Below are 21839 nucleotides of genomic sequence, written 5' to 3'. Positions count from 1 at the left end.
CCCCGCGCAGCCGGGGTCACGCCGGTGCCCCCGGCCGGGTGAGCCGTCCGGCGGCGTGTACGGCCCGCAGCACCGCGGCGGCCTTGTTGCGGCACTCCATGTCCTCGGCCACCGGGTCGGAGTCGGCGACGACGCCCGCGCCGGCCTGGACGTAGGCGGTCCCGTCGCGCAGCACGGCGGTGCGGATGGCGATGGCCGTGTCGGAGTCCCCGGCGAAGTCCAGGTAGCCCACGCAGCCGCCGTACAGGCCGCGGCGGGAGGGTTCGAGCTCCTCGATGATCTGCATGGCCCGCGGCTTGGGCGCGCCGGAGAGCGTGCCGGCCGGGAAGCAGGCGGTGAGCACGTCGAACGCCGTACGGCCGGGGGCGAGGCGCCCGGTGACGGTGGAGACGATGTGCATGACGTGGCTGTAGCGCTCGATCGACATGAAGTCGACGACCTCGACGCTGCCCGGTTCGCAGACCCGGCCGAGGTCGTTGCGGCCGAGGTCGACGAGCATCAGGTGCTCGGCGCGTTCCTTGGGGTCGGCGAGCAGTTCCTCGGCGAGGGCGGCGTCGGCCTGCGGGGTGGCGCCGCGCGGGCGGGTGCCGGCGATGGGGTGGACCATGGCCCGGCCGTCCTCGACCTTGACCAGTGCCTCCGGGCTGGAGCCGACGACCTCGAAGCCGTCGAACTGGAAGAGGTACATGTACGGGCTCGGGTTGGTCGCCCGGAGCACCCGGTAGACGTCCAGGGCGGAGGCCGCGCACGGGGTCTCGAACCGCTGGGAGGGCACCACCTGGAACGCCTCGCCCGCCCGGATGCGCTCCTTGATCTCCTCGACCGCCACTTGGTAGTCCGCGCCGCCCCAGCGGGCGGCGAACTCGGGCAGGTCGGCCGGGGGCAGCACGGTGGGATGGGTGGGCACCGGCCGGTGCAGGTCGGCCGTCATCGCGTCGAGGCGGGCCACGGCGTCCGCGTACGCCTCGTCGACGCCCGTCTCCAGGTCGTTGTGGTTGATCGCGTTGGCGATCAGCAGGACCGTGCCGTTCCAGTGGTCGAGGACGGCGAGGTCCGAGGTGAGCAGCATGGTCAGCTCGGGCAGTCCGAGGCCGTCCCGCTCGCCGTGGTGGTCGCCGATCCGCTCCAGGCGGCGGACGATGTCGTAGCCCAGGTAGCCGACCATGCCGCCGGTGAAGGGCGGCAGCCCGGCGCCCTCGATGAGGTCGCGCGGGGTGTGCAGGGCCTCCACGGTGGCGCGCAGGGTGCGCAGCGGGTCCCCGTCGGTGGGGACGCCGACCGGCGGGGTGCCCAGCCAGTGGGTCTCCCCGTCGCGGACGGTGAGGGTGGCGGCGCTGCGCACCCCGACGAACGAGTACCGGGACCAGGTGCGCCCGTGCTCGGCGGACTCCAGGAGGAAGGTGCCCGGCCGTTCGGCGGCGAGCTTGCGGTAGAGGGCGACGGGCGTGTCGCCGTCGGCGAGGAAGCGCCGGGTGACCGGGATGACCCGGCGGTCCTTGGCGAGGGCCCGGAAGGTGTCGGCGTCGGGCAGGACGACGGCGCCGTCGGGGGCCGGGGCGGGGCCGGAAGCGGTGGTGGCAGCCATGGCAGCGGAGCCTACTGGCCCAGGGGCAGGTCACCGGCGTCGAAACAGGTGCGCGTCCCGGTGTGGCAGGCCGGGCCGGTCTGGTCGACCTTGACGAGGAGGGTGTCCGCGTCGCAGTCCAGGGCCACGGACTTGACGTGCTGGACGTGCCCGGAGGTGTCGCCCTTGACCCAGTACTCGCGGCGGCTGCGGCTCCAGTAGGTGCAGCGGCCGGTGGTGAGGGTGCGGTGCAGCGCCTCGTCGTCCATCCAGCCGAGCATCAGCACCTCGCCGGTGTCGTACTGCTGGGCGATGGCGGGGACCAGGCCGTCCGCGCTGCGCTTGAGGCGCGCGGCGACGGCGGGGTCGAGCGCGGAGCTGCCGGGGGATGCGGGTGAGGCGGAGGAGGCGCCGGTCGAGGAGGGGGAACTGGAAAGGGCGTTGCCGGTCATGGATTCATTGTGCCGCTCATGGGACCGGTCGCATGAATGTCCGAGCCATACGGCATGCTTCCGTCATGACCTCACCGCCTCCCCCGCCTCCCTCGAACCCGCCGCAGCCGCCCGGGGGCGGCGGCGGCTTCGGACCGCCGACGGGCTTCGGGCCACCGCCGGAGCAGCCCCCGCCGTACGGCGGCGGGCAGCCCCCGTACGGCCAGGGGCAGCCTCCGTACGGTCCGGGCCCGGGACAGCCGCCGGGCTACGGCCCGGGTCCCGGTGGCCCGGGTGGCCCCGGCGGTCCCGGTGGTCCGTACGCCCCGTACGGGTCGCCCGGGGCTCCCCCGCCGTCCTCCGGGGGCGGCGGCGCGAAGATCGCCGCGATCGTGGTGGGCGTGGTGCTGGTCGTCGGCCTGGTCGTCGGCGGCATCATCCTCAGCAACAAGAACGACAAGGACGACGAGAAGCCCGTGGCGAAGGGCTCGTCCACGCCCAGCGCCCCGGCGAGCGACGAACCGTCGTCCAGACCGTCGTCCCTGCCCACCCTGCCGCGCCTCCCGGACCCGGCGTCGCCCTCCGCGGAGCCGTCTCCCTCGGGCTCCTCGTCGATCGTGGTGCCCATGGTCGTCGTCAAGCCCGGCGAGTGCTTCGACCACCCCGCGATGACCCCGTCGGCCACCCGGGTGGAGAAGAAGTCCTGCACCGGCAGCCACGACGGCGAGGCGATATCCAACCGGACCCTCAGCAACTCCCTCTCCAGCGAGCCGGAGATCCAGACCAGGGCCCTGGGGCTCTGCAAGCCGGACGCCGAGCGGCGGCTGCGCGCCATGAACGACGGCCGCAGGTACTACTACTTCGCGCTCTACCCGAACCAGCGGACGTACCTGCTGACCGGTGAACGCCGCGTCACCTGCTGGATCGCCCGCAGCGACAAGCCGGACGGCCCCAAGCTGACCGCACCGCTGCCGGAATAGCCGGAACAGGAGGTCCGCCCTCACCCGGGCGCGGCGCCGTGGCACGGCGGCGGCCACGACCGTAGGCTGCCGCCATGTCGACCCATGCACAGCGCGAACGCCTGCTTCTCGCGGATCTGTTGGAGACCGCGGGTCCGAACGCCCCGACGCTCTGCCAGGGGTGGAGCGCCCGCGATCTCGCCGCGCACGTCGTCGTGCGCGAACGCCGCTCGGACGCCGCCGCCGGCGCCCTCTTCAAGCCGCTGGCCGCCCGCCTCGAACGGGTCCAGTCCGAGTTCGCCGCCAAGCCCTACGAAGAGCTCATCCAGCTCATCCGCACCGGGCCGCCCCGCACCTCCCCCTTCGCCCTCAAGCAGATCGACGAGGCCGCCAACACCGTCGAGTTCTACGTCCACACCGAGGACGTCCGCCGCGCCCAGGCCGACTGGACGCCCCGCGAGCTCGACCCCGTCTTCGCCGACGCCCTCTGGGCCCGCCTCGAAAAAATGGCCCGCGTCCTCGGCCGCAAGTCCCCCGTCGGCCTCGTCCTCCGCCGTCCCGACGGCCGTACCGCCGTCGGGAACCGGAGCGTTCCCGTGGTCACCGTGACCGGGGAGCCCGGGGAGCTGACGCTCTTCGCCTTCGGGCGGCAGGGGGAGGCTCGGGTGGAGCTGGAGGGGGACGAGGTGGCGAAGGCGAAGCTGATGGCTGCGCGGCTGGGGATTTGAGGGTGCCCCGGTCCCGCCCTTTCACCGTTTCTTGCGGGGGCAAGCCCCCGCACCCCCACCGGGCCTATTCAGCCCGTCCGGCGTTTGAGGACAGCGCGCGCAGCGCGCTTCGGGGGTGCGGGGGCGCAGCCCCTGCAAGAAACGGTGAAAGGGCGGGTCCGGGGCAAACTCACCGCACAGGATGCCCCGCATCCCGCAGCGCCCCCTTCACCTCCCCGATCCGCAGATCACCGAAGTGGAACACCGACGCCGCAAGCACCGCATCCGCACCGGCAGCCACCGCCGGCGCGAAATCGGCAAGCTTGCCGGCCCCACCACTGGCAATGACGGGTACCGACACATGCCGCCGCACAGCGGCAATCATCTCCGTGTCGTACCCATCCTTCGTCCCGTCAGCGTCCATCGAGTTGAGCAGGATCTCCCCCGCCCCGAGCTCCGCCGCCCGATGCGCCCACTCGACCGCGTCGAGCCCGGTCCCCCGCCGCCCACCGTGCGTGGTGACCTCGAAGGACCCGGACGCGGTCCGCCGCGCGTCGACGGAGAGCACGAGGACCTGCCGTCCGAACCGCTCGGCGATCTCCCGCACGAGATCGGGCCGTTCGATGGCGGCGGTGTTGACGCCGACCTTGTCGGCACCGGCACGGAGCAGCTTGTCGACGTCGTCGGCGGTGCGGACGCCGCCACCGACGGTCAGCGGGATGAAGACCTGCTCGGCGGTGCGGCGCACCACGTCGTAGGTGGTCTCGCGGTTGCCGGAGGAGGCGGTGATGTCGAGGAAGGTGAGCTCGTCGGCGCCCTCCTGCCCGTAGAGGCGGGCCATTTCGACGGGATCGCCCGCGTCGCGCAGGTTCTGGAAGTTGACCCCCTTGACGACGCGGCCGTTGTCCACGTCCAGGCAGGGGATGACTCGGACGGCGAGGGTCACGCCGATGCTCCTCTGAATGCTTCTACTTCTACTTCGACCAGGACGCGCGAGTCGACGAAGCCGGACACCACGACCATGGTCGCGGCGGGCCGGACGCCGTCGAAGAGCTCCTTGTGGGCGCGGCCGACCGCGTCCACGTCCCGCGCGTGAGTGAGGTACATCCGGGTGCGCACGACGGACTCGGGGCCCAGGCCGAACTCCTTCAGCGCGTCGAGCGCGTTGCCGAAGGCGGCGAGGGCCTGCTCGTACGGGTCGCCCTCGCCCTGGAGGACGCCGTTCACCAGCGGCATCGTCCCGGCGACGTGCACCCGGTCCCCGGCCGCCACGGCACGCGCGAAGCCGATGGACGCTTCCCAGGGACTGTCTGTCTGCACGCGCTGCGGAGCCGGGGTTTCGCTCATACGGACACTGCCTCCAGGGCCTCTTCCAAGGTGAACGCCTTGGCGTAGAGGGCCTTGCCGACGATCGCTCCTTCGACGCCCTCAGGTACCAGGGTCACGATTGCCCGCAGATCGTCAAGGGAGGAGACGCCGCCGGAGGCCACGACGGGCTTGTCGGTGGCGGCGCAGACGTTCTTCAGCAGCTCCAGGTTGGGGCCCTGGAGGGTGCCGTCCTTGGCGATGTCGGTGACGACGTAGCGGGCGCAGCCCTCGGAGTCGAGGCGGGCCAGCGTCTCGTAGAGGTCGCCGCCGTCGCGGGTCCAGCCGCGGCCGCGCAGGGTGGTGCCGCGGACGTCGAGGCCGACGGCGATCCGGTCGCCGTGCTCGGCGATGACGCGGGCCACCCACTCGGGGCTCTCCAGCGCGGCGGTGCCGAGGTTGACGCGGGTGCAGCCGGTGCCGAGGGCGGCGGCCAGCGAGGCGTCGTCACGGATGCCGCCGGAGAGCTCGACCTTGATGTCCATGGCGCGGACGACCTCGGCGATCTGTGCCCGGTTGTCGCCGGTGCCGAAGGCGGCGTCCAGGTCGACGAGGTGCAGCCACTCGGCCCCGGCGCTCTGCCAGGCGCGGGCGGCGGCCAGCGGGTCGCCGTACGAGGTCTCGGAGCCCGACTCGCCATGGACCAGCCGCACGGCCTGGCCGTCACGGACGTCGACGGCGGGGAGGAGTTCGAGAGTGCTCACAGGGTTCCGATCCAGTTGGTGAGGAGCTGGGATCCGGCGTCGCCGGACTTCTCGGGGTGGAACTGGGTGGCCCACAGCGGGCCGTTCTCGACGGCGGCGACAAACGGTTCACCGTGCTCGGCCCAGGTCACCAGGGGCGGCCGGATGGCCTCGTTGGTGACGTCGAGGGTCCACTCGCGGACGGCGTAGGAGTGGACGAAGTAGTACCGGGTGTCCGCGTCCAGTCCGGCGAAGAGCGTGGAGCCCTCGGCGGGCGCGACCGTGTTCCAGCCCATGTGCGGGACGACGGGCGCCTTCAGCGGCTCGACCGTGCCCGGCCACTCGTCCAGGCCGTCGGTCTCGACGCCGTGCTCGATGCCCCGGGCGAAGAGGACCTGCATCCCGACGCAGATGCCCATCACCGGGCGGCCGCCGGACAGCCGGCGGCCGATGACCCACTCCCCGCGGGCGTCCCGCAGCCCCTGCATACAGGCCGCGAACGCGCCGACGCCGGGGACGAGGAGACCGTCGGCGTTCATCGCCCGGTCGAAGTCGCGGGTGATCTCGACATCGGCGCCGACATGCGCGAGGGCCCGCTCGGCGGACCGGACATTGCCGAACCCGTAATCGAAGACGACGACTTTCTTTGCGCTCATGACCACAGGCTTTCGATCCGCATCACTCCGGCGGTCAGAGCCATCGCGGCCCCGATGCCGAGCAGCACGATGACGCCCTTGGGCATGCCCTGCTTGACGAAGGAGACGATGCCGCCGATGAGGAAGAGCCCGACCAGGATCAGCGCGGTGGAGATGCCGTTCACAGCGCGCCCTTCGTGGAGGGGAGAATTCCGGCGGCCCGCGGGTCGCGCTCGCACGCGTACCGCAGCGCCCGCGCCAGCGCCTTGAACTGGCACTCCACGATGTGGTGCGCGTTGCGCCCGTACGGCACGTGGACGTGCAGGGCGATCTGCGCCTGGGCGACGAAGGACTCCAGTATGTGCCGGGTCATCGTCGTGTCGTAGGTGCCGATCATCGGCGCGATGTTCTCGGGCTCGGTGTGCACCAGGTACGGACGGCCGGAGAGGTCGACGGTCACCTGGGCCAGCGACTCGTCCAGCGGGACCGTGCAGTTGCCGAAGCGGTAGATGCCCACCTTGTCGCCGAGCGCCTGCCGGAAGGCGGCACCCAGCGCGAGGGCGGTGTCCTCGATGGTGTGGTGGGTGTCGATGTGCAGGTCGCCATCGGTCTTGACGGTGAGGTCGAACAGGCCGTGCCGGCCGAGCTGGTCGAGCATGTGGTCGTAGAAGCCGACACCCGTCGACACGTCGACCTGTCCGGTCCCGTCGAGGTCTATCTCGACGAGGACGGACGTCTCCTTGGTGGTCCGCTCGATGCGACCCACGCGGTGGTTCATCGGTTCTCCTTCATGACGGTGCGCACCGCGTCGAGGAACGCGTCGTTCTCCTCGCGGGTGCCCGCGGTGACCCGCAGCCTGCCGGGCACGCCGTTGTCCCGGACCAGGACGCCCCGGTCGAGGATGGCCTGCCAGGCCGCGTGCGCGTCCTCGAACACCCCGAACTGCACGAAGTTCGCGTCGGACGCGGTCACTTCGCAGCCCATGGCGCGCAGCTCGGCGACCAGGCGGTCGCGTTCGGCCTTGAGCTGCTCGACATAGCCGAGCAGCGTGTCCGTGTACTCCAGCGCCGCGAGGGCGGTCGCCTGGGTGACGGACGAGAGGTGGTACGGCAGCCGGACCAGCTGGACGGCGTCCACCACCGCGGGATCGGCGGCCAGGTAGCCCAGGCGCAGCCCGGCCGCGCCGAACGCCTTGGACATCGTCCGCGAGACGACCAGGTTCGGCCGGCCCTCGATCAGGGGCAGCAGCGAGGGGCGGTGGCTGAACTCGCCGTACGCCTCGTCGACCACGACCATCGACGGCTTGGCCGCCTGCGCCGCGTCGTACAGCCGCAGCACGGTCTCCGCGTCGACGGCGGTGCCGGTGGGGTTGTTGGGCGAGCAGACGAAGACGACGTCGGGCCGGTGCTCGGCGATGGCCCGCTCGGCGGTCTCGACGTCGATGGTGAAGTCGTCCCGGCGCGGGCCGGAGAGCCAGCCGGTGCCGGTGCCGCGGGAGATCAGGGCGTGCATCGAGTACGAGGGCTCGAAGCCGATCGCGGTGCGGCCGGGTCCGCCGAAGGTCTGGAGCAGCTGCTGGATGACCTCGTTGGAGCCGTTGGCGGCCCAGATGTTCTCGCGCGCGACCTTGTGGCCGCCGGTGCGGGTGAGGTACTCGGCGAGCCGGGTGCGCAGCTCGACCGCGTCCCGGTCGGGGTAGCGGTTGAGGTGCCGGGCGGCCTCGGCGACGCGCTCGGCGATACGGGCGACCAGGGGCTCGGGCAGCGGGTGCGGGTTCTCGTTGGTGTTCAGGCGGACGGGGACGTCGAGCTGGGGGGCGCCGTACGGGGACATGCCGCGCAGTTCGTCCCGGATAGGGAGGTCGTCGATCCTTGTCACTTGCCGTTCGGAACCTTCCGTTCGCTGCGCTGGTCCGGTTCGCCTCCGGCAAAACGCGCCTTGAGCGCCGCGCCGTGCGCCGGCAGGTCCTCCGCCTCGGCCAGTGTCACCACGTGGTGGGTGACCTCGGCGAGCGCGTCTCGGCTGTAGTCCACGACGTGGATGCCGCGCAGGAACGACTGCACGGACAGGCCGGAGGAGTGGCAGGCGCAGCCGCCGGTGGGCAGGACGTGGTTGGAGCCGGCGCAGTAGTCGCCGAGCGAGACGGGCGCGTACGGCCCGACGAAGACCGCTCCGGCGTTGCGGACCCGGGCGGCGACGGCGGAGGCGTCGGCGGTCTGGATCTCCAGGTGCTCGGCGGCGTAGGCGTCGACGACGGCGAGGCCCTGGTCGAGGTCGTCGACGAGGACGATGCCGGACTGCCGGCCGGCCAGCGCCTCGGTGATGCGCCCGGTGTGCTTGGTGGCGGCGACCTGGGTCTTCAGCTCGGCCTCGACGGCCTCGGCGAGCGCCTCGGAGGGCGTGACGAGGACGGCGGCGGCCAGCGTGTCGTGCTCGGCCTGGCTGATCAGGTCGGCGGCGACGTGCGCGGCGTCGGCGGTGTCGTCGGCGAGGATCGCGATCTCGGTCGGACCGGCCTCGGCGTCGATGCCGATCCGGCCCTTGAGCAGCCGCTTGGCGGCGGCGACCCAGATGTTGCCGGGGCCGGTGACCAGCTGCGCGGGCCGGCACTCGTCGGTGCCGTAGGCGAACATGGCGATCGCCTGGGCGCCGCCGGCCGCGTACACCTCGTCCACGCCGAGCAGGGCGCAGGCGGCGAGGATGGTCGGGTGCGGGAGACCGCCGAAGTCCTTCTGCGGCGGGGAGGAGACCGCCAGCGAGGCGACACCGGCCTCCTGCGCGGGCACCACGTTCATCACGACGGACGACGGGTAGACGGCGTTGCCGCCCGGCACGTACAGGCCGACGCGCTCGACGGGCACCCAGCGCTCGGTGACCGTGCCGCCGGGCACGACGGTGACGGTCTTGTCGGTGCGGCGCTGCTCGCGGTGGACGAGGCGGGCGCGGCGGATGGACTCCTCCAGGGCGGCGCGCACTGCCGGGTCGAGTTCGGCCAGGGCCCGCTCGATCGCCTCCGGGGCGACGCGCACCCGGTCGATCGTCACGCCGTCGAACTTCTCCGCGTAGTCGATCAGTGCCGCCGTCCCGCGATGATGCACGTCCTCGCAGATGGGCCGCACCTTCTCCAGGGCGGCCTCGACGTCGAGTTCGGCTCGGGGCAGCAGGTCGCGGTCGATGGTGCCGTCGGTGACGGCGCCGCCGCGCAGATCGATTCGGGAGATCACATGGCCAATTGTCTCAGACCCGTCCCGCCGCACCGCTCTCCGTACCACCCAGTGATACGCCGGCCGGGAATCGATCTTCACTCCATGGCGGCCGGGCCGGGCACCTGAAGGAGGGCCGACAAAGTTTGCGCACTGTGCGTGTTCAAGCTGTCACCCACCGGGCATCGAGCCAGTACGTACATGAGGTCCGGTACGTCCAGAGGTACGGGTGCCCGCACCCGAGCACTCACGAGGGAGGGAACCGTGACCACGTCGCCCGACGGGGAACCGCCCCCCGGCCTGGAGCTCACCGCCGCGGAAGAGGGCATGTGGCGGGCCTTCCGCACCGGCACCACCCACGACCTGCGCACCCCCCACCCCGAGCAGAACGACCCCGGCGGACCGTGGACCTGGGGCCCCGACCGCAGCGTGCGCGCCGGGGTGCTCGCCCTGCTGCTGCTCGACGGCCCGCCCGCGCTGCCCGGCCGGGTGCCGGCGCTCAAGCTCAACGGGGTGCAGATCACCGGTCTGCTCGACCTCTCCGGCGGCACGGTCGTGCCCTACGTCGAGATGCAGAACTGCCGCTTCGAGCAGCAGGTACTGCTGCCCGAGTGCCGCTTCACCACGCTACGGCTGGTCGGCTGCGCCCTCCCCCGGCTGGAGGCCGCCCGGCTGCACACCGAGGGCGATCTGCACCTGCCGCGCTGCGTCGTCCGGCGCGGCATCCGGCTCACCGACGCCCGGGTCGGCACCGACCTGCTGCTCAACCAGGCCGTGGTGCGCCGTGACCGGCGCGGCGTGTCCATCGCCGCCGACGGGCTGACCGTCGGCCAGGACCTCCAGGCCGAGCTGGCCCGGGCCTACGGGGAGCTGAGCCTGCGCGGCGCGAAGATAGGCGCCTCGCTCAGCCTGCGCGGCACCACCCTGAGCAACCCCTTCGGCCGCCGGGCGCTCAACGCCCCGCAGCTCACCGTCGAGCGGACCGTCTACCTCACGCCCGCCGCCGACGCGGGCCCGGTCATGTCGGGCGCCACTCCCCCGTACGGCATCTCCCCCTCCACCCCCGAGCACGGGACACGGCTGCGGAGCTTCAGCTGCGAGGGCGGGATCCGGCTGGACGACGGCCGGTTCGGGGACGCCGTGGACTTCAGCCGGGCCCGGCTGGTGATGACGGGCGACCAGGAGCTGTCGCTGCGCCGGGTCCAGACGCCGGAGCTGCGCTTCCTGGGCGAGCGGCCGGAGAGCGGGCGGGTGGTGCTGTCCGGCGCCCGGGTGGTCAACCTGGTCGACCGCTGGGACAGCTGGCCCGGTCCCGGCGGGCTGGTGATGGCCGGGTTCTCGTACGAGACGCTGATACCGCACGGCTCCTTCCCGCTCGCCCGGCGGCTGGAGTGGGTGGCCGCCGCCACCCCCGAGTACGCCCCCGAGCCCTACGAGTGCCTGGCCGCCGCCCTGCGGGACAGCGGCGAGGACACCGACGCCCGCGCGGTGCTGCTCGCCAAGCAGCGCCGCCGCCGTGAGACGCTGCCGGTGGCCGGCAAGGCGTGGGGCTATCTCCAGGACTGGACGGTCGCCTACGGGTACCGCCCCGGCCGGGCGGCGCTGTGGATGGCCGTGCTGTGGGCGCTCGGCACGCTCTGGTTCTCCGACCATCCGCTGCCCCCGGTGAAGCCGCAGGAGGGCGCCCCCACCTGGAACGCGGCGCTCTACACCCTCGACCTGCTGCTGCCCGTCGTCGACCTCGGGCAGGGCACGGTCTGGAAGACCAGCGGCGCGGGGCAGTGGCTCGCCGCGGTGCTCGTCCTGGTCGGCTGGGTGCTGGCCACCACGGTGGCGGCGGGCGCGTCCCGGCTGCTCCGGCGGCAGTGAGGACCGCGGGGACACGATCCCGGGGACGGGAAGCGGAAGGACGGGAGCACACTCCGCCCCACAGGGCCTAGGCTTACCGGCTGTGACCACCGCGCGCCTCCCGATCTTTCCCCTGAACTCGGTGCTGTTCCCGGGCCTCGTCCTCCCCCTGAACGTCTTCGAGCAGCGGTACCGCGCGATGATGCGCCACCTCGCGGCACTGCCCGAGGACGCGCCGCGCCGCTTCGGCGTCGTGGCCATCCGCGACGGCCTGGAGGTGGCGCACAGCGCCCCGGGCCTGCCCGACGGGCCCCGTCCGGAACCGGGTCCCGCGACGGGCTTCGGCTCCGACCCCATGGCGGCCTTCCACGCCGTCGGCTGCGTCGCGGAGACCGCCACCCTGCGGGAGCGCAGGGACGGCACGTACGAGGTCCTCGCCACCGGCACCACCCGCTTCCGGCTGCTGTCCGTCGACGCCTCGGGCCCCTTCCTGACAGGTGAGGTGGAGGAGCTGGAGGAACGTCCCGGCGAGGGGGCCGGCGCACTCGCCGAGGGCGTGCTGCGGGCGTTCCGCGCCTACCAGAAGCGGCTGGCGGGGGCGAGCGAGCGGTCCCTGGCCGGCCGGGCGGACATCCCCGAGGAGCCGTCCGTCCTGTCCTACCTGGTCGCCTCGGCGGCCATGCTCGACGTCCCGGCCAAACAGCGGCTGCTCCAGGCGCCCGACACGGCCTCCCGGCTGGCGGAGGAGCTGAAACTGCTGCGCACCGAGACCGCGTTGATCGGTAAGCTCCCCTCGCTGCCGGCGGTGGACTTCACCCGGCAGCCGACCAGCCCCAACTGAGCGGAGGCGACGGCACGGTGGCACGGAAGGCCGGGAAACCGGGAAGGGCGGGAGCCCCCTCCGGCGGCACTCCCGCCGTCGTCGCCCTGGAGAAGGCGGGCGCGCGCTTCTCCCTGCACGCCTACGCGCACGACCCCGCCACCGCGTCCTACGGGCAGGAGGCCGCCGACGCGCTCGGCGTCGACCCCGGACGGGTCTTCAAGACCCTCGTGGCGGAGGTGGACGGTGCCCTGACGGTGGCCGTCGTCCCCGTGACCGGCTCGCTCGACCTCAAGGCCCTGGCCGCGGCGGCCGGCGGCAAGCGCGCGGCGATGGCCGACCCGGCGGCCGCCGAGCGCGCCACCGGCTACGTCCGCGGCGGCATCTCCCCCCTGGGCCGGCGCAAACGCCTGCCGACGGCCCTGGACGCGTCCGCGCTCGCCCACCCGACGATCCATGTGTCCGCGGGACGCCGGGGCCTGGAGGTGGAGCTGGCACCCGAGGTGCTGGTGGAACTGACGGGCGCCAAGGTGGCGGAGATCGCCCGGGAGGCGTGAGGGTTCGTCCTCCCGTGAGCCGGGACGACCCGCCCTCTGGACGCCGCCGCCGTCCCGCGCTACGACAGGAGCGCCGATGCGGCACCCGACCGTCCAGGAGAGGGAACGCATGTCCAAGCGCACCCGCAAGCGCAAGTGGCGACTGAGGAAGAACCGGGCGAACCACGGCCGCAGGCCGGCCTGACCGACCCCGCGGACGGCCGGCGGACGGGCTCAGCCGTCGGCCGTCCCCGGGCCGGTACCCGCCTCCCACGGCGGGGCCGGTTCCGGGTCCCGCGGTCCGAACACCGCTGTCAGCAGCAGGTGGACCGCCATCGCCGCCAGCGGAAAGGCCAGCAGCATCCCCTTGGCCCCGAGCCGCAGCGGCGCGTCGAAGACAACACCCTTGCCGACGGACTTGGCGCGGGCCACCACGTCGGAGCCCGGACCCAGCCAGACGCCCAGCCGCCAGGCGAGCAGCGACGCCAGCAGCGCGCCCACCGCGAGGGCGACGACCACACCGATGCCGCCGGCCCGCCGGAACCAGAACACGAGGGCCGCGCTCACCGCCCCGAAGCCCAGGCCCAGCAGGGCGAACGTGCCGTCCGCGCCGATCGCCTGCTCGCCCTCCGAGTTCCGCAGGAACACCGCCCTGCCGTCGGAGATCAGCGGCACGTGCGGCGCCAGCCACACCCACAGCAGCCCGAACAGCGCTCCGGAGACCGTCACGGCCGCCGCGACGACGGCCGACGCCGGCAGCTCGGCGCGCACCGCTTCGGCGAAGGACGCCCCTGCGGTCCGGTCGTCGTGCGTGGCCGGGGTTCCGCGGCCGGGTGGGGGCTGGTCGTGCGGGGGCGGCGTCAGAGGTGCGGTCACCCCGCCATCGTGCCAGGTCGTGGCCGCGGCGTCGGCGGCAGGACGGGACGCGCGGCGCGTCCCCCGGGCCCCGCGTGTCACCGCACTGCCGCCCGGCGGTACGCCCAGGTGGCCACGGCCAGCGAGACCACGCCGACGGCCGCGCACACCCCGAGGTCCCCGGCCACGAGCAGCCAGTCGGGCCGCGCGTCGAAGCTCCGGGCGAGCGCCTCCACGCCGTAGGTGGACGGCAGCAGGTCGCGGGCCAGGGCGATCGGCGTCGGCATGTGCGAGGCCGGCAGCACGCCGAGCAGCAGCGCCGCCGACATGCCGAGCTGTCCGAGGAGCGTCGCCAGCTCCTGCCGCGGCGCGAGCAGCCCGAGGGCCGCGCCGAGTCCGGCCAGGGCCGCCCCGGAGAGCGGGATCACCGCGACGAGCACCCACAGGTGCGCCAGCGGCAGCTTGAACAGGACGCTGCCCACGACAGCCGTGACGGCCGTCCCGGGCACGGTGAACGACGCGTACGCGCCCGCCGCCCCCAGCACCACCGCGGCGGGCGGCACGGGCAGCGTCGCGTAGTGGTCCAGGCCGCCGCTCGCGCGCAGCTGGCCGAAGTACTGGGCCAGCAGGTTGAGCGCGACGAACGCCACCACCAGCACGCTGGAGCCGGCCACGACGGCCCGCGCCTCGTCGCCGCCGTCCACGACACCGCGCATCAGGATCATGATGCCGACGGACTGGAAGGTCGCCACGAACAGCAGCGGGATCCGCGCCACCCGGGCGCGCGAGAGCTGCGCCCGGTAGACGGCGGCCAGCGCGGGCAGCAGCCGCGCACGCGGTGCCAGCGGGGCGGGTTCCCCGCCTTCCCCGCCGACGGACCGGGGCCGGACCACGCCCCGCTCCCGGACCTTCCCGGACACCGCTTCTGCGGACACAGCACTCACGCGGAACGACTCCTGTTCGGTACGGGCGGGACGGCGGACGACCGCGGATGCCTGTGGCCCCTCAACCCTTCACCAGCCCCTCCGCTCGGCCGCCCAGCGCGAGGTAGACGTCCTCCAGGCTGGGCGTGGCCAGGGTGAAGTCGTCGAGCGCCGCGAACGCGGGACCGCCGGTGACGGCCGCGACCGCGGCCCGCGCCTCGGCGTGCCCGAGCCGCAGCGACCAGCGGCGGCCGGTCTCGGTGGCGGTGTCGCGGAGCGCCGCGACCTCGGGGACGTCCAGCGGCGGCGCGTCGCGCCAGACGAGGTCGAGCCGCACCTCGGCGGCGACGAGCTCCTTGAGCCCGGCGGGCGTGTCGCAGGCGATGATGCGGCCGCGCTCCAGCACGGCGACCCGGTCGAGGACCGTCTCGGCCTCGATCACGTTGTGGGTGACGAGCAGCACCGTGGCACCGTTCTCGGCGCGCCGCCGGTCGACGGCCGCCCACACGGCGCGGCGGGCCACGGGGTCCATCCCCGTGGTCGGCTCGTCCAGGACGAGCAGCGGGCGTTCACCGACCCGCGTGGCGGCGAAACAGGCGAGCCGGCGCTGCCCGCCCGAGAGCTTCTTCAACGCCCGGTTCGCGAGCGGCTCCAGACCCAGCTCCTCCAGCACGGCATCCCGCTCCGCCCGCGCCTCCCGCAGCCCCAGCCCCCGCAGCCGCCCCGTCGTCTCCGCCGCCAGCGCCACCGTCAGCTCGTCCAGCGCGCTCGACTGCTGCCCGAGATACCCCACCAGCCGCGCCGCCCGCTCCGGGTGCCGCACCAGATCGTGCCCCAGCAGCTCCACACTGCCCTCGTCCGGGCGGAGCAGGCCCGTGAGCTGCCGCACCAGCGTCGTCTTGCCCGCCCCGTTCGGGCCGAGCAGCCCGAAGATCTCACCGCGGTGGACATCCAGATCAATGCGGTCGCTGGCGCGAATCTCCCCCGAGTACGTCTTGACCAGACCGCGCACGGAGCACACCACCGGCTCCCCGGCGTGTCCTGCCGCCTGCTTCGCGCCCATCCTCACGAGCTATGAGGGTACGCGTACGGCGGGTGGCGACTGCGGCGGGGGTGTGGGGTGTTGCCCCCGAGCGCGCCTGCGGCGCGCGTCCTCAAACGCCGGACGGGCTATCTCAGCCCGTTGGGGGTGCCCCCTCTGGGAGAGTTTGAGGACAACCGCGCGGAGCGCGGTTTCAGGGGGTCCGGGGGCTCGCCCCCAGGAATCGGCGAAGGGGCGGGACCGGGGCACACCCCCCACCTAATCGCCGGCAGGCGCATGCTCCGCAGCCGTCCGAGCATCGATCTCCCGCCAGAACCCGGCCCGGATCGCATACCGGTCCCGCTCGTCGATCTGATCGTCCTTGTGCGCGAGCAACCCGAACCGCGCCGCGTACCGCAGCAACTCCCCATCGATCCGATGCGGAATACGCGGGTACTCGGTGGACAGATGCTGAAGGTGCACGGAATCGGTGATGCGCTCGGTCCAGCGCCGCGCGAAGACCTGACCGACCTCGAAGGGGTCACCACCGACGGTGGTGATGTCCTCCTCGCGGTCGGCCCAGCGCTGCTCGGCACTGGTGAGCTGGGCGAGCGTCGGCAGGGCGGCGATCTCGGGAGTCTCCCCGGAGCCGTTGCCGCCGGTGCCCCGGTCGACCATGCCGCGGTCGGAGGACCAGCGCAGGGTGGCGTTGGGGTGGCCGAGGGCGGACGACGTGGCGGCGGCCGCGGCCGGCCCGGCGGGCCCTTTGCCGAGGACGGCGAGGTCCTTGGGCGTGGGGACGGTCCGGCCGCCGGGCCCGTCGGTGCGCTCGGCGGCGGGGACGGGGGCGGCCCGCACCCCGTTGCGGACGGGCTCGCGCGGCTCGGCGGGGGCGGCCGGGGCGCCGACCCGCTCCCCCCCGCCGGAGGTCTCGGGCAGCGGCGCGGAGAGGATCGCCGCGATCTCGGGCTCGGCGGCGGGGGCGGGGGCGCAGGGCCCGGTGAGCTCCCGGGCCCGGACGGCCCGGGTGATCCAGGTGCGGTCGAGGACGCGCCGTTCGTCGGCCTCGGCGACGAGGTCCTCGGACTGGTTGTAGTCACCGTCGGCGGCCTGGACGGCCCAGAGGTGGACGGCGACGCCGTGCTCCTTGGCGGACATCAGGCCGGGCAGCAGATCGCCGTCGCCGGTCACCAGGACGATGTCGGAGCAGGCCCGGTTGCGGGCGAGCTCGGTGAGCTCGGCGTGCATGGCCGCGTCGACGCCCTTCTGGGCCCAGCGGCCGTCGGTGCGGGTGAGGGCACCGAGCCGGACGGTGACCCGGGGCATCACGCGCAGCCTGCGGTGCTCGGGCTGGGGGACACGGTCGGGGGCGCCGTCGAACCAGTAGATCCGCAACAGGGGGCGCTGGGTGTCGTCCTCGGCGCGTTCGCGCAGGCCCTGGATGAGGGTCGTATGGTCGACGGTGATGCGTGACCGGGCGGGCTCCCCGGCCAGGAGGCTCGCGGCGGCGCCCAGCAGGTACCCGGCGTCCACCAGGACGACGCAGCGGTCCACGGTGCACCTTCTCTCCGTATGTCCAGCATTGTCCGGAACGTCTGGATGTGTAGCCGCCCCCGGCACGGCAGTGCCCCGGATGTCACATGGCTTTCCCAGGAGTCTGCCCGACCGCACGGGGGTTATCAGTCCGAACTGGATCATCGGCGTGGCGGACACGGGGTGCGGCCGAGAAGTATCCCTGTCACACATGGTTATTGGCCGAAATGCGCGTTCCGTCGGCACGTGCCAGGGTGTTGTGCGGAAACACCCGGGGGGCATCCGGAGTGGAGGCAGAGCAGTCATGGCCAAGAACAAGAAGCAGGACCGGAGCCAGCAGAAGGCCACGCAGGCGGAGCGCGGGCAGCAGCAGGCGCAGAAATCGGCCATGGAGGCCCAGTCGTCACGGGTGACCCCCGCCGACGTCGCGCACAAGAGCCGGCAGAAGCGCTTCGGTCACAACTGACCGGCGCTTCGATGCGTTTGAGGGCGCGCCCGCATCCCGCGGGCGCGCCCTCCGTCGTACGGGCGGTCAGCCCGCCAGGCAGGACGGGCCGAGCAGCTGCTTCAGGTCACCGAAGAGCGCGGGGTCGGGGTTGACCCGGTGCCGGTCCAGGCGCAGCACGGTGGTCTTGCGCGCCCCCTGGAGCTTGATCCGCACCTCGGTGGAGCCCCGGTGGTGGGTGAGCACCTGCCCCAGCCGCTCGACCAGCGGCGGGGTGACCTTCACCGTGGGGATGGAGATGATCACGGGCGCGTTGGTGCCCGCGTTGGACAGGTCGGGGACCATCAGCTCCATGGCGACCAGGCGGGGGATGTCCTCGCGCTTGTCCAGCCGGCCCTTGACGAAGACGACGGCGTCCTCGACCAGCTGGGTGGAGACCAGCTGGTAGGTGGCCGGGAAGAACATGCAGTCGATGGAGCCGGCCAGGTCCTCGACGGTGGCGATGGCCCAGGCGTTGCCCTGCTTGGTCATCTTGCGCTGGAGGCCGGAGATGATGCCGCCGATGGTGACGATCGCGCCATCGGCGTAGTCACCGCCGGTGAGCTGGCTGATCCCGGCGTCGGCCTTGTCGTTGAGGACGTGCTCGATGCCGAACAGCGGGTGGTCGGAGACGTAGAGACCGAGCATCTCCCGCTCCTGCGCGAGCAGGTACGACTTCTCCCACTCGACGTCGGAGAACTCCACGTCGAGCCCGAAGCCGGGTTCGCTGCTGTCCTCCTCGCCCATGCCGCCGAACAGGTCGAACTGTCCTTCGGCCTCCTTGCGCTTCACCTGCACCACGTTGTCGATCATCGGCTCGTAGTGCGCGGTGAGGCCCTTGCGGGTGTGCCCCATCTCGTCGAAGGCACCGGCCTTGATCAGCGATTCGACGGTGCGCTTGTTGCAGACGACCGCCTCGACCTTGTCCAGGAAGTCGGGGAACGAGGTGTACTTCCCCTTGGACTTCCGGCAGCGGATGATCGAGTCGACGACGTTGGCGCCGACGTTCCGGACGGCGGTGAGGCCGAAGAGGATCACGTCGTCGCCCTGCGCGGCGAAGTTGGACTCGGACTCGTTGACGTTCGGCGGGAGCACCTTGATGCCCATGCGGCGGCACTCGTTGAGGTACGTCGCCGACTTGTCCTTGTCGTCCTTGACCGAGGTGAGCAGCGCCGCCATGTACTCGGCCGGGTGGTTGGCCTTGAGGTAGGCGGTCCAGTAGGAGACCAGGCCGTACGCGGCGGAGTGGGCCTTGTTGAAGGCGTAGCCGGCGAAGGGGACCAGCACGTCCCACAGCGCCTGGATGGCCTCGTCGGTGTAGCCCTTGTCGCGGGCGCCCTTCTGGAAGAGGACGAAGTTCTTCGCCAGCTCCTCGGGCTTCTTCTTGCCCATGACGCGGCGGAGGATGTCGGCCTCGCCGAGCGAGTACCCGGCGATGATCTGGGCGGCCTTCTGGACCTGCTCCTGGTAGACGATCAGGCCGTAGGTGACGGCCAGGACCTCCTGGAGCGGCTCCTCCAGCTCCTTGTGGATCGGCGTGATCTCCTGCTGCCCGTTCTTGCGCAGCGCGTAGTTCGTGTGCGAGTTCATGCCCATCGGGCCCGGCCGGTACAGGGCGGACACGGCGGAGATGTCTTCGAAGTTGTCGGGCTTCATCAGCCGCAGCAGGGACCGCATGGGCCCTCCGTCGAACTGGAAGACGCCGAGGGTGTCACCGCGCTGGAGCAGCTCGAAGGTCGTGGGGTCGTCGAGCGGCAGGCTGAGGAGATCGATGTCGATCCCCTTGTTGGCCTTCACCATCTTGACGGCGTCGTCCATGATCGTGAGGTTGCGCAGGCCGAGGAAGTCCATCTTCAGCAGGCCGAGCGACTCACAGCTCGGGTAGTCCCACTGGGTGATGGTGACGCCGTCGGAGTGCCTGACCCAGACCGGGACGTGGTCGGTGATCGTCTCGCTGGACATGATCACGCCGGCCGCGTGCACACCCATCTGGCGGACCAGGCCCTCGACGCCCATGGCGGTGTCGATGACCTTCTTCACGTCCGGCTCGTTCTCGTACATCGACCGGACCTCGCCGGCCTCGCTGTAGCGCGGGTGCTTGGGGTCGGTGATGCCGGAGAGCGGGATGCCCTTGCCGAGGACGTCGGCGGGCATCGCCTTGGTGATGCGGTCGCCCATCGCGTAGGGGTAGCCCAGGACGCGGGCGGAGTCCTTGATCGCGTTCTTGGCCTTGATGGTGCCGTAGGTGCCGATCATGGCGACCTTGTCGGCGCCGTACTTCTCGGTGACGTACCGGATCACCTCGGCGCGCCGGCGCTCGTCGAAGTCGATGTCGACATCGGGCATCGAGATGCGCTCGGGGTTCAGGAACCGCTCGAAGATCAGACCGTGCGGGATCGGGTCGAGGTCGGTGATGCCGAGCGCGTACGCGACGATCGAGCCGGCCGCGGAGCCACGGCCGGGACCGACGGCGATGCCCTGCTTCTTGGCCCACATGATGAAGTCGGCGACCACGAGGAAGTAGCCCGGGAAGCCCATCGAGATGATGGTGTCCATCTCGTACTCGACCTGCTTCATGCGGTCCTCGGGGATGCCGCCCGGGAAACGGCGGTGCATGCCCCGCAGGGTCTCCTCGCGGAACCAGGTGACCTCGGTGTAGCCCTCGGGGATGTCGAACTTGGGCATCAGGTTCCGGAACTGGAACATGCCCTCGGTGTCGACCTGTTCGGCGACCAGCCGGGTGTTGGCGCAGCCCTCCTGCCAGGCGTCCGAGGAGTCGATGGCGTACATCTCGTCCGTGGACTTCAGGTAGTAGCCCGAGCCGTCGAAGCGGAAGCGGTCGGGGTCGGAGAGGTTCTTGCCGGTCTGGATGCACAGCAGGGCGTCGTGCGCGGTCGCCTCGTGGGCGTAGGTGTAGTGCGAGTCGTTGGTGACCAGCGGCGGGATGCCCAGCTCCTTGCCGATCTTCAGCAGGTCCTCGCGGACCCGGCGCTCGATCTCGATGCCGTGGTCCATCAGCTCCAGGAAGTAGCGGTCCTTGCCGAAGATGTCCTGGTACTCGCCCGCCGCCTTGCGGGCCTCCTCGTACTGGCCGAGGCGCAGCCGGGTCTGGAGCTCACCGGAGGGGCAGCCGGTGGAGGCGATCAGCCCTTCGGACCACTGGGCGATGGTCTCCTTGTCCATCCGGGGCCACTTGGTGAGCCAGCCCTCGGCGTAGGCGTCCGAGGACAGCCGGAAGAGGTTGTGCAGACCGGTCTTGTTGGCCGCCCAGATGGTCTTGTGGGTGTAACCACCGGAGCCGGAGACGTCGTCCCGCTTCTGGTGGGGCTGGCCCCACTGGATACGCCGCTTGTTGCGCCGCGACTCGGGCGCCACATACGCCTCGATGCCGATGATCGGCGTGATCTCCGCCTTCTTGGCCTGGTGGAAGAAGTCGTACGCGCCGTGCAGGTTGCCGTGGTCGGACATGGCGATGTGCGTCATGCCCATCTCTTGACAGGCGTTGAACATGTCCTTGAGCCGCGCGGCACCGTCCAGCAGCGAGTACTGGGTGTGGACGTGCAGGTGCGTGAAGGGCGGCTTGCTCACGGTGGAGGACCTCCGGCGGGGCGGTTGGGGGAGCGGGACGACTCGGCAGTCCTGAAGGTTACCGGCCCGCTCCGACAGCCACGGCGGCCACGGTGGCCGCCCACGGCACGGGCGATACGTCGAACTTATTTTCGAGCACGAAGCACCCTTTAAACAGCGCTTACGGCAGAACATGCCAGACTCGAATTCATGGACATATCGGCGACGGGACCGCGGGCCCTGCGCGCGGCCCTGTTCACGGCCGTGTGCCTGCTGCTGGCGGCGTCCTGCCAGGTCCTGCTCTCCGGCCGGCCCCTGCCCCTGCCGCTCCTCGGCGCGGTGGCGGCCGGCGTCCTCGCCCTGGCCTACGCGCTGGCCGGGCGGGAGCGCGGGTACGGGCGGATCGCCGCCCTCCTCGTCCCCCTGGAACTGGCCGTCGGCACCCTGCTCCGCACCGGGCAGGACACCTGTTACGACGGCCGGGGCCGTCCCCTCCCCGGCGCGCTCGCCGTGATCTGCGGCGGAGGCGGCACGGGCGGCTCCCTCGCCCGGTTCGCCGGACCCGGCACGTCCCCCTGGCTGCTGCTCGCCGGGCACCTGGCCGCCGGCCTGCTGGCCGCCGCCTGGCTGGGCCGCGGCGAGGCCGCCCTCGGCCGGCTGCTGCGGGCCACCGGGGCGGCGGCCTTCCGGCCGCTGCGGCTCGCG

Annotated in this window: 22 protein-coding genes; 7 read left to right on the top strand and 15 right to left on the bottom strand. The window is 72.3% G+C overall.

Annotated elements, in window-relative coordinates; all coding sequences use genetic code 11:
- Positions 1 to 16 precede the first annotated feature (16 nt).
- Positions 17 to 1585, bottom strand: a complete 1569-nt coding sequence (locus tag HN013_RS23235) for an anthranilate synthase component I (protein ID WP_249375296.1) — start codon at positions 1583 to 1585, stop codon at positions 17 to 19.
- Between the two features lie 11 nt (positions 1586 to 1596).
- A complete protein-coding gene (gene hisI / locus HN013_RS23230) occupies positions 1597 to 2016 on the bottom strand; it encodes a phosphoribosyl-AMP cyclohydrolase (protein ID WP_171169333.1) in 420 nt (139 codons plus the stop codon).
- 65 nt (positions 2017 to 2081) lie between these two features.
- On the opposite strand from hisI, the gene HN013_RS23225 reads away from it, so the two are divergent.
- Positions 2082 to 2975 carry a hypothetical protein gene (locus HN013_RS23225; protein ID WP_171169331.1) on the top strand — a complete coding sequence of 298 codons (894 nt, stop codon included), beginning with the start codon at positions 2082 to 2084 and terminating at the stop codon, positions 2973 to 2975.
- A 74-nt stretch (positions 2976 to 3049) separates the two neighbouring features.
- On the top strand, positions 3050 to 3682 hold the full coding sequence (locus HN013_RS23220; protein ID WP_171169329.1) for a TIGR03085 family metal-binding protein: 633 nt from the start codon (positions 3050 to 3052) through the stop codon (positions 3680 to 3682).
- 169 nt (positions 3683 to 3851) lie between these two features.
- On the opposite strand, the gene hisF is transcribed toward HN013_RS23220, so the two are convergent.
- Genes hisF through hisD form a run of 8 tightly spaced genes read right to left on the bottom strand, consistent with a single transcriptional unit; the run spans position 3852 to position 9568 of the window.
- Positions 3852 to 4607 (bottom strand): imidazole glycerol phosphate synthase subunit HisF, encoded by a 756-nt coding sequence (hisF, locus tag HN013_RS23215; protein WP_171169326.1) that lies wholly within the window; start codon positions 4605 to 4607, stop codon positions 3852 to 3854.
- Positions 4604 to 5008, bottom strand: a complete 405-nt coding sequence (locus HN013_RS23210; protein ID WP_171169324.1) for a RidA family protein — start codon at positions 5006 to 5008, stop codon at positions 4604 to 4606. Before HN013_RS23210 ends, hisF begins: the two co-directional genes overlap by 4 nt.
- A complete protein-coding gene (gene priA, locus HN013_RS23205; RefSeq protein WP_171169322.1) occupies positions 5005 to 5730 on the bottom strand; it encodes a bifunctional 1-(5-phosphoribosyl)-5-((5-phosphoribosylamino)methylideneamino)imidazole-4-carboxamide isomerase/phosphoribosylanthranilate isomerase PriA in 726 nt (241 codons plus the stop codon). The genes HN013_RS23210 and priA overlap by 4 nt, the downstream gene beginning before the upstream one ends.
- Positions 5727 to 6365, bottom strand: a complete 639-nt coding sequence (gene hisH, locus HN013_RS23200) for an imidazole glycerol phosphate synthase subunit HisH (protein WP_171169320.1) — start codon at positions 6363 to 6365, stop codon at positions 5727 to 5729. Before hisH ends, priA begins: the two co-directional genes overlap by 4 nt.
- Positions 6362 to 6529, bottom strand: coding sequence for a hypothetical protein (locus HN013_RS23195; protein ID WP_171169318.1), 168 nt, complete (start codon positions 6527 to 6529; stop codon positions 6362 to 6364). The genes hisH and HN013_RS23195 overlap by 4 nt, the downstream gene beginning before the upstream one ends.
- Entirely contained in the window at positions 6526 to 7122 is a 597-nt protein-coding gene (hisB, locus tag HN013_RS23190; RefSeq protein ID WP_171169316.1) for an imidazoleglycerol-phosphate dehydratase HisB, read from the bottom strand. The genes HN013_RS23195 and hisB overlap by 4 nt, the downstream gene beginning before the upstream one ends.
- Positions 7119 to 8222, bottom strand: coding sequence for a histidinol-phosphate transaminase (locus HN013_RS23185; protein ID WP_171169314.1), 1104 nt, complete (start codon positions 8220 to 8222; stop codon positions 7119 to 7121). The genes hisB and HN013_RS23185 overlap by 4 nt, the downstream gene beginning before the upstream one ends.
- Positions 8219 to 9568, bottom strand: a complete 1350-nt coding sequence (hisD, locus tag HN013_RS23180) for a histidinol dehydrogenase (protein ID WP_171169312.1) — start codon at positions 9566 to 9568, stop codon at positions 8219 to 8221. Before hisD ends, HN013_RS23185 begins: the two co-directional genes overlap by 4 nt.
- A 243-nt stretch (positions 9569 to 9811) precedes the next feature.
- Here hisD and HN013_RS23175 point away from each other — a divergent pair, with 243 nt between their 5' ends.
- The 3 genes from HN013_RS23175 to ybaK all read left to right on the top strand — a co-directional run bounded on the left by HN013_RS23175 (position 9812) and on the right by ybaK (position 12772).
- Positions 9812 to 11416, top strand: a complete 1605-nt coding sequence (locus tag HN013_RS23175) for an oxidoreductase (protein ID WP_171169310.1) — start codon at positions 9812 to 9814, stop codon at positions 11414 to 11416.
- Positions 11417 to 11498: 82 nt separating this feature from the next.
- Entirely contained in the window at positions 11499 to 12236 is a 738-nt protein-coding gene (locus HN013_RS23170; protein WP_171169308.1) for an LON peptidase substrate-binding domain-containing protein, read from the top strand.
- Between the two features lie 17 nt (positions 12237 to 12253).
- Complete coding sequence (gene ybaK / locus HN013_RS23165; RefSeq protein WP_171169306.1) at positions 12254 to 12772, top strand: Cys-tRNA(Pro) deacylase; 519 nt, start codon at positions 12254 to 12256, stop codon at positions 12770 to 12772.
- Positions 12773 to 12985: 213 nt separating this feature from the next.
- Here the strand turns inward: ybaK and HN013_RS23160 are convergent, their stop codons facing one another.
- From HN013_RS23160 to HN013_RS23145, 4 genes are all read right to left on the bottom strand, one after another.
- Positions 12986 to 13627 (bottom strand): ABC transporter permease, encoded by a 642-nt coding sequence (locus HN013_RS23160; protein ID WP_171169304.1) that lies wholly within the window; start codon positions 13625 to 13627, stop codon positions 12986 to 12988.
- Between the two features lie 77 nt (positions 13628 to 13704).
- Positions 13705 to 14550 carry an ABC transporter permease gene (locus HN013_RS23155; RefSeq protein ID WP_171169303.1) on the bottom strand — a complete coding sequence of 282 codons (846 nt, stop codon included), beginning with the start codon at positions 14548 to 14550 and terminating at the stop codon, positions 13705 to 13707.
- A 61-nt stretch (positions 14551 to 14611) separates the two neighbouring features.
- Positions 14612 to 15550: an ABC transporter ATP-binding protein gene (locus HN013_RS23150; RefSeq protein WP_398980581.1), complete on the bottom strand. Its 939-nt coding sequence runs from the start codon at positions 15548 to 15550 to the stop codon at positions 14612 to 14614.
- A gap of 279 nt (positions 15551 to 15829) precedes the next feature.
- Positions 15830 to 17104 carry an NYN domain-containing protein gene (locus tag HN013_RS23145; protein ID WP_171169299.1) on the bottom strand — a complete coding sequence of 425 codons (1275 nt, stop codon included), beginning with the start codon at positions 17102 to 17104 and terminating at the stop codon, positions 15830 to 15832.
- Between the two features lie 283 nt (positions 17105 to 17387).
- On the opposite strand from HN013_RS23145, the gene HN013_RS23140 reads away from it, so the two are divergent.
- A complete protein-coding gene (locus HN013_RS23140; protein WP_171169297.1) occupies positions 17388 to 17549 on the top strand; it encodes a hypothetical protein in 162 nt (53 codons plus the stop codon).
- Positions 17550 to 17615: 66 nt separating this feature from the next.
- Here HN013_RS23140 and dnaE read toward each other — a convergent pair whose 3' ends face one another.
- On the bottom strand, positions 17616 to 21155 hold the full coding sequence (dnaE, locus tag HN013_RS23135) for a DNA polymerase III subunit alpha (RefSeq protein ID WP_171169295.1): 3540 nt from the start codon (positions 21153 to 21155) through the stop codon (positions 17616 to 17618).
- A gap of 189 nt (positions 21156 to 21344) precedes the next feature.
- Between dnaE and HN013_RS23130 the strand changes: the two genes are divergently transcribed.
- A partial coding sequence (locus tag HN013_RS23130; RefSeq protein ID WP_171169293.1) for a hypothetical protein occupies positions 21345 to 21839 on the top strand: 495 nt, incomplete at its 3' end.

Origin of the sequence: Streptomyces sp. I05A-00742, from assembly GCF_013055795.1 — a bacterium.
Lineage (GTDB): Bacteria > Actinomycetota > Actinomycetes > Streptomycetales > Streptomycetaceae > Streptomyces.
Note: the sequence above shows the minus strand (reverse complement) of the source record. Positions and strands in the feature narration are given on the sequence as shown.

What these genes read in the sequence shown, in the direction of transcription:
- HN013_RS23235 (WP_249375296.1), bottom strand. Translation starts at nt 1,585, where the DNA reads ATGGCTGCCACCACCGCTTCCGGCCCCGCCCCGGCCCCCGACGGCGCC.
- hisI (WP_171169333.1), bottom strand. Translation starts at nt 2,016, where the DNA reads ATGACCGGCAACGCCCTTTCCAGTTCCCCCTCCTCGACCGGCGCCTCC.
- HN013_RS23225 (WP_171169331.1), top strand. Translation starts at nt 2,082, where the DNA reads ATGACCTCACCGCCTCCCCCGCCTCCCTCGAACCCGCCGCAGCCGCCC.
- HN013_RS23220 (WP_171169329.1), top strand. Translation starts at nt 3,050, where the DNA reads ATGTCGACCCATGCACAGCGCGAACGCCTGCTTCTCGCGGATCTGTTG.
- HN013_RS23210 (WP_171169324.1), bottom strand. Translation starts at nt 5,008, where the DNA reads ATGAGCGAAACCCCGGCTCCGCAGCGCGTGCAGACAGACAGTCCCTGG.
- hisH (WP_171169320.1), bottom strand. Translation starts at nt 6,365, where the DNA reads ATGAGCGCAAAGAAAGTCGTCGTCTTCGATTACGGGTTCGGCAATGTC.
- hisB (WP_171169316.1), bottom strand. Translation starts at nt 7,122, where the DNA reads ATGAACCACCGCGTGGGTCGCATCGAGCGGACCACCAAGGAGACGTCC.
- HN013_RS23140 (WP_171169297.1), top strand. Translation starts at nt 17,388, where the DNA reads ATGGCCAAGAACAAGAAGCAGGACCGGAGCCAGCAGAAGGCCACGCAG.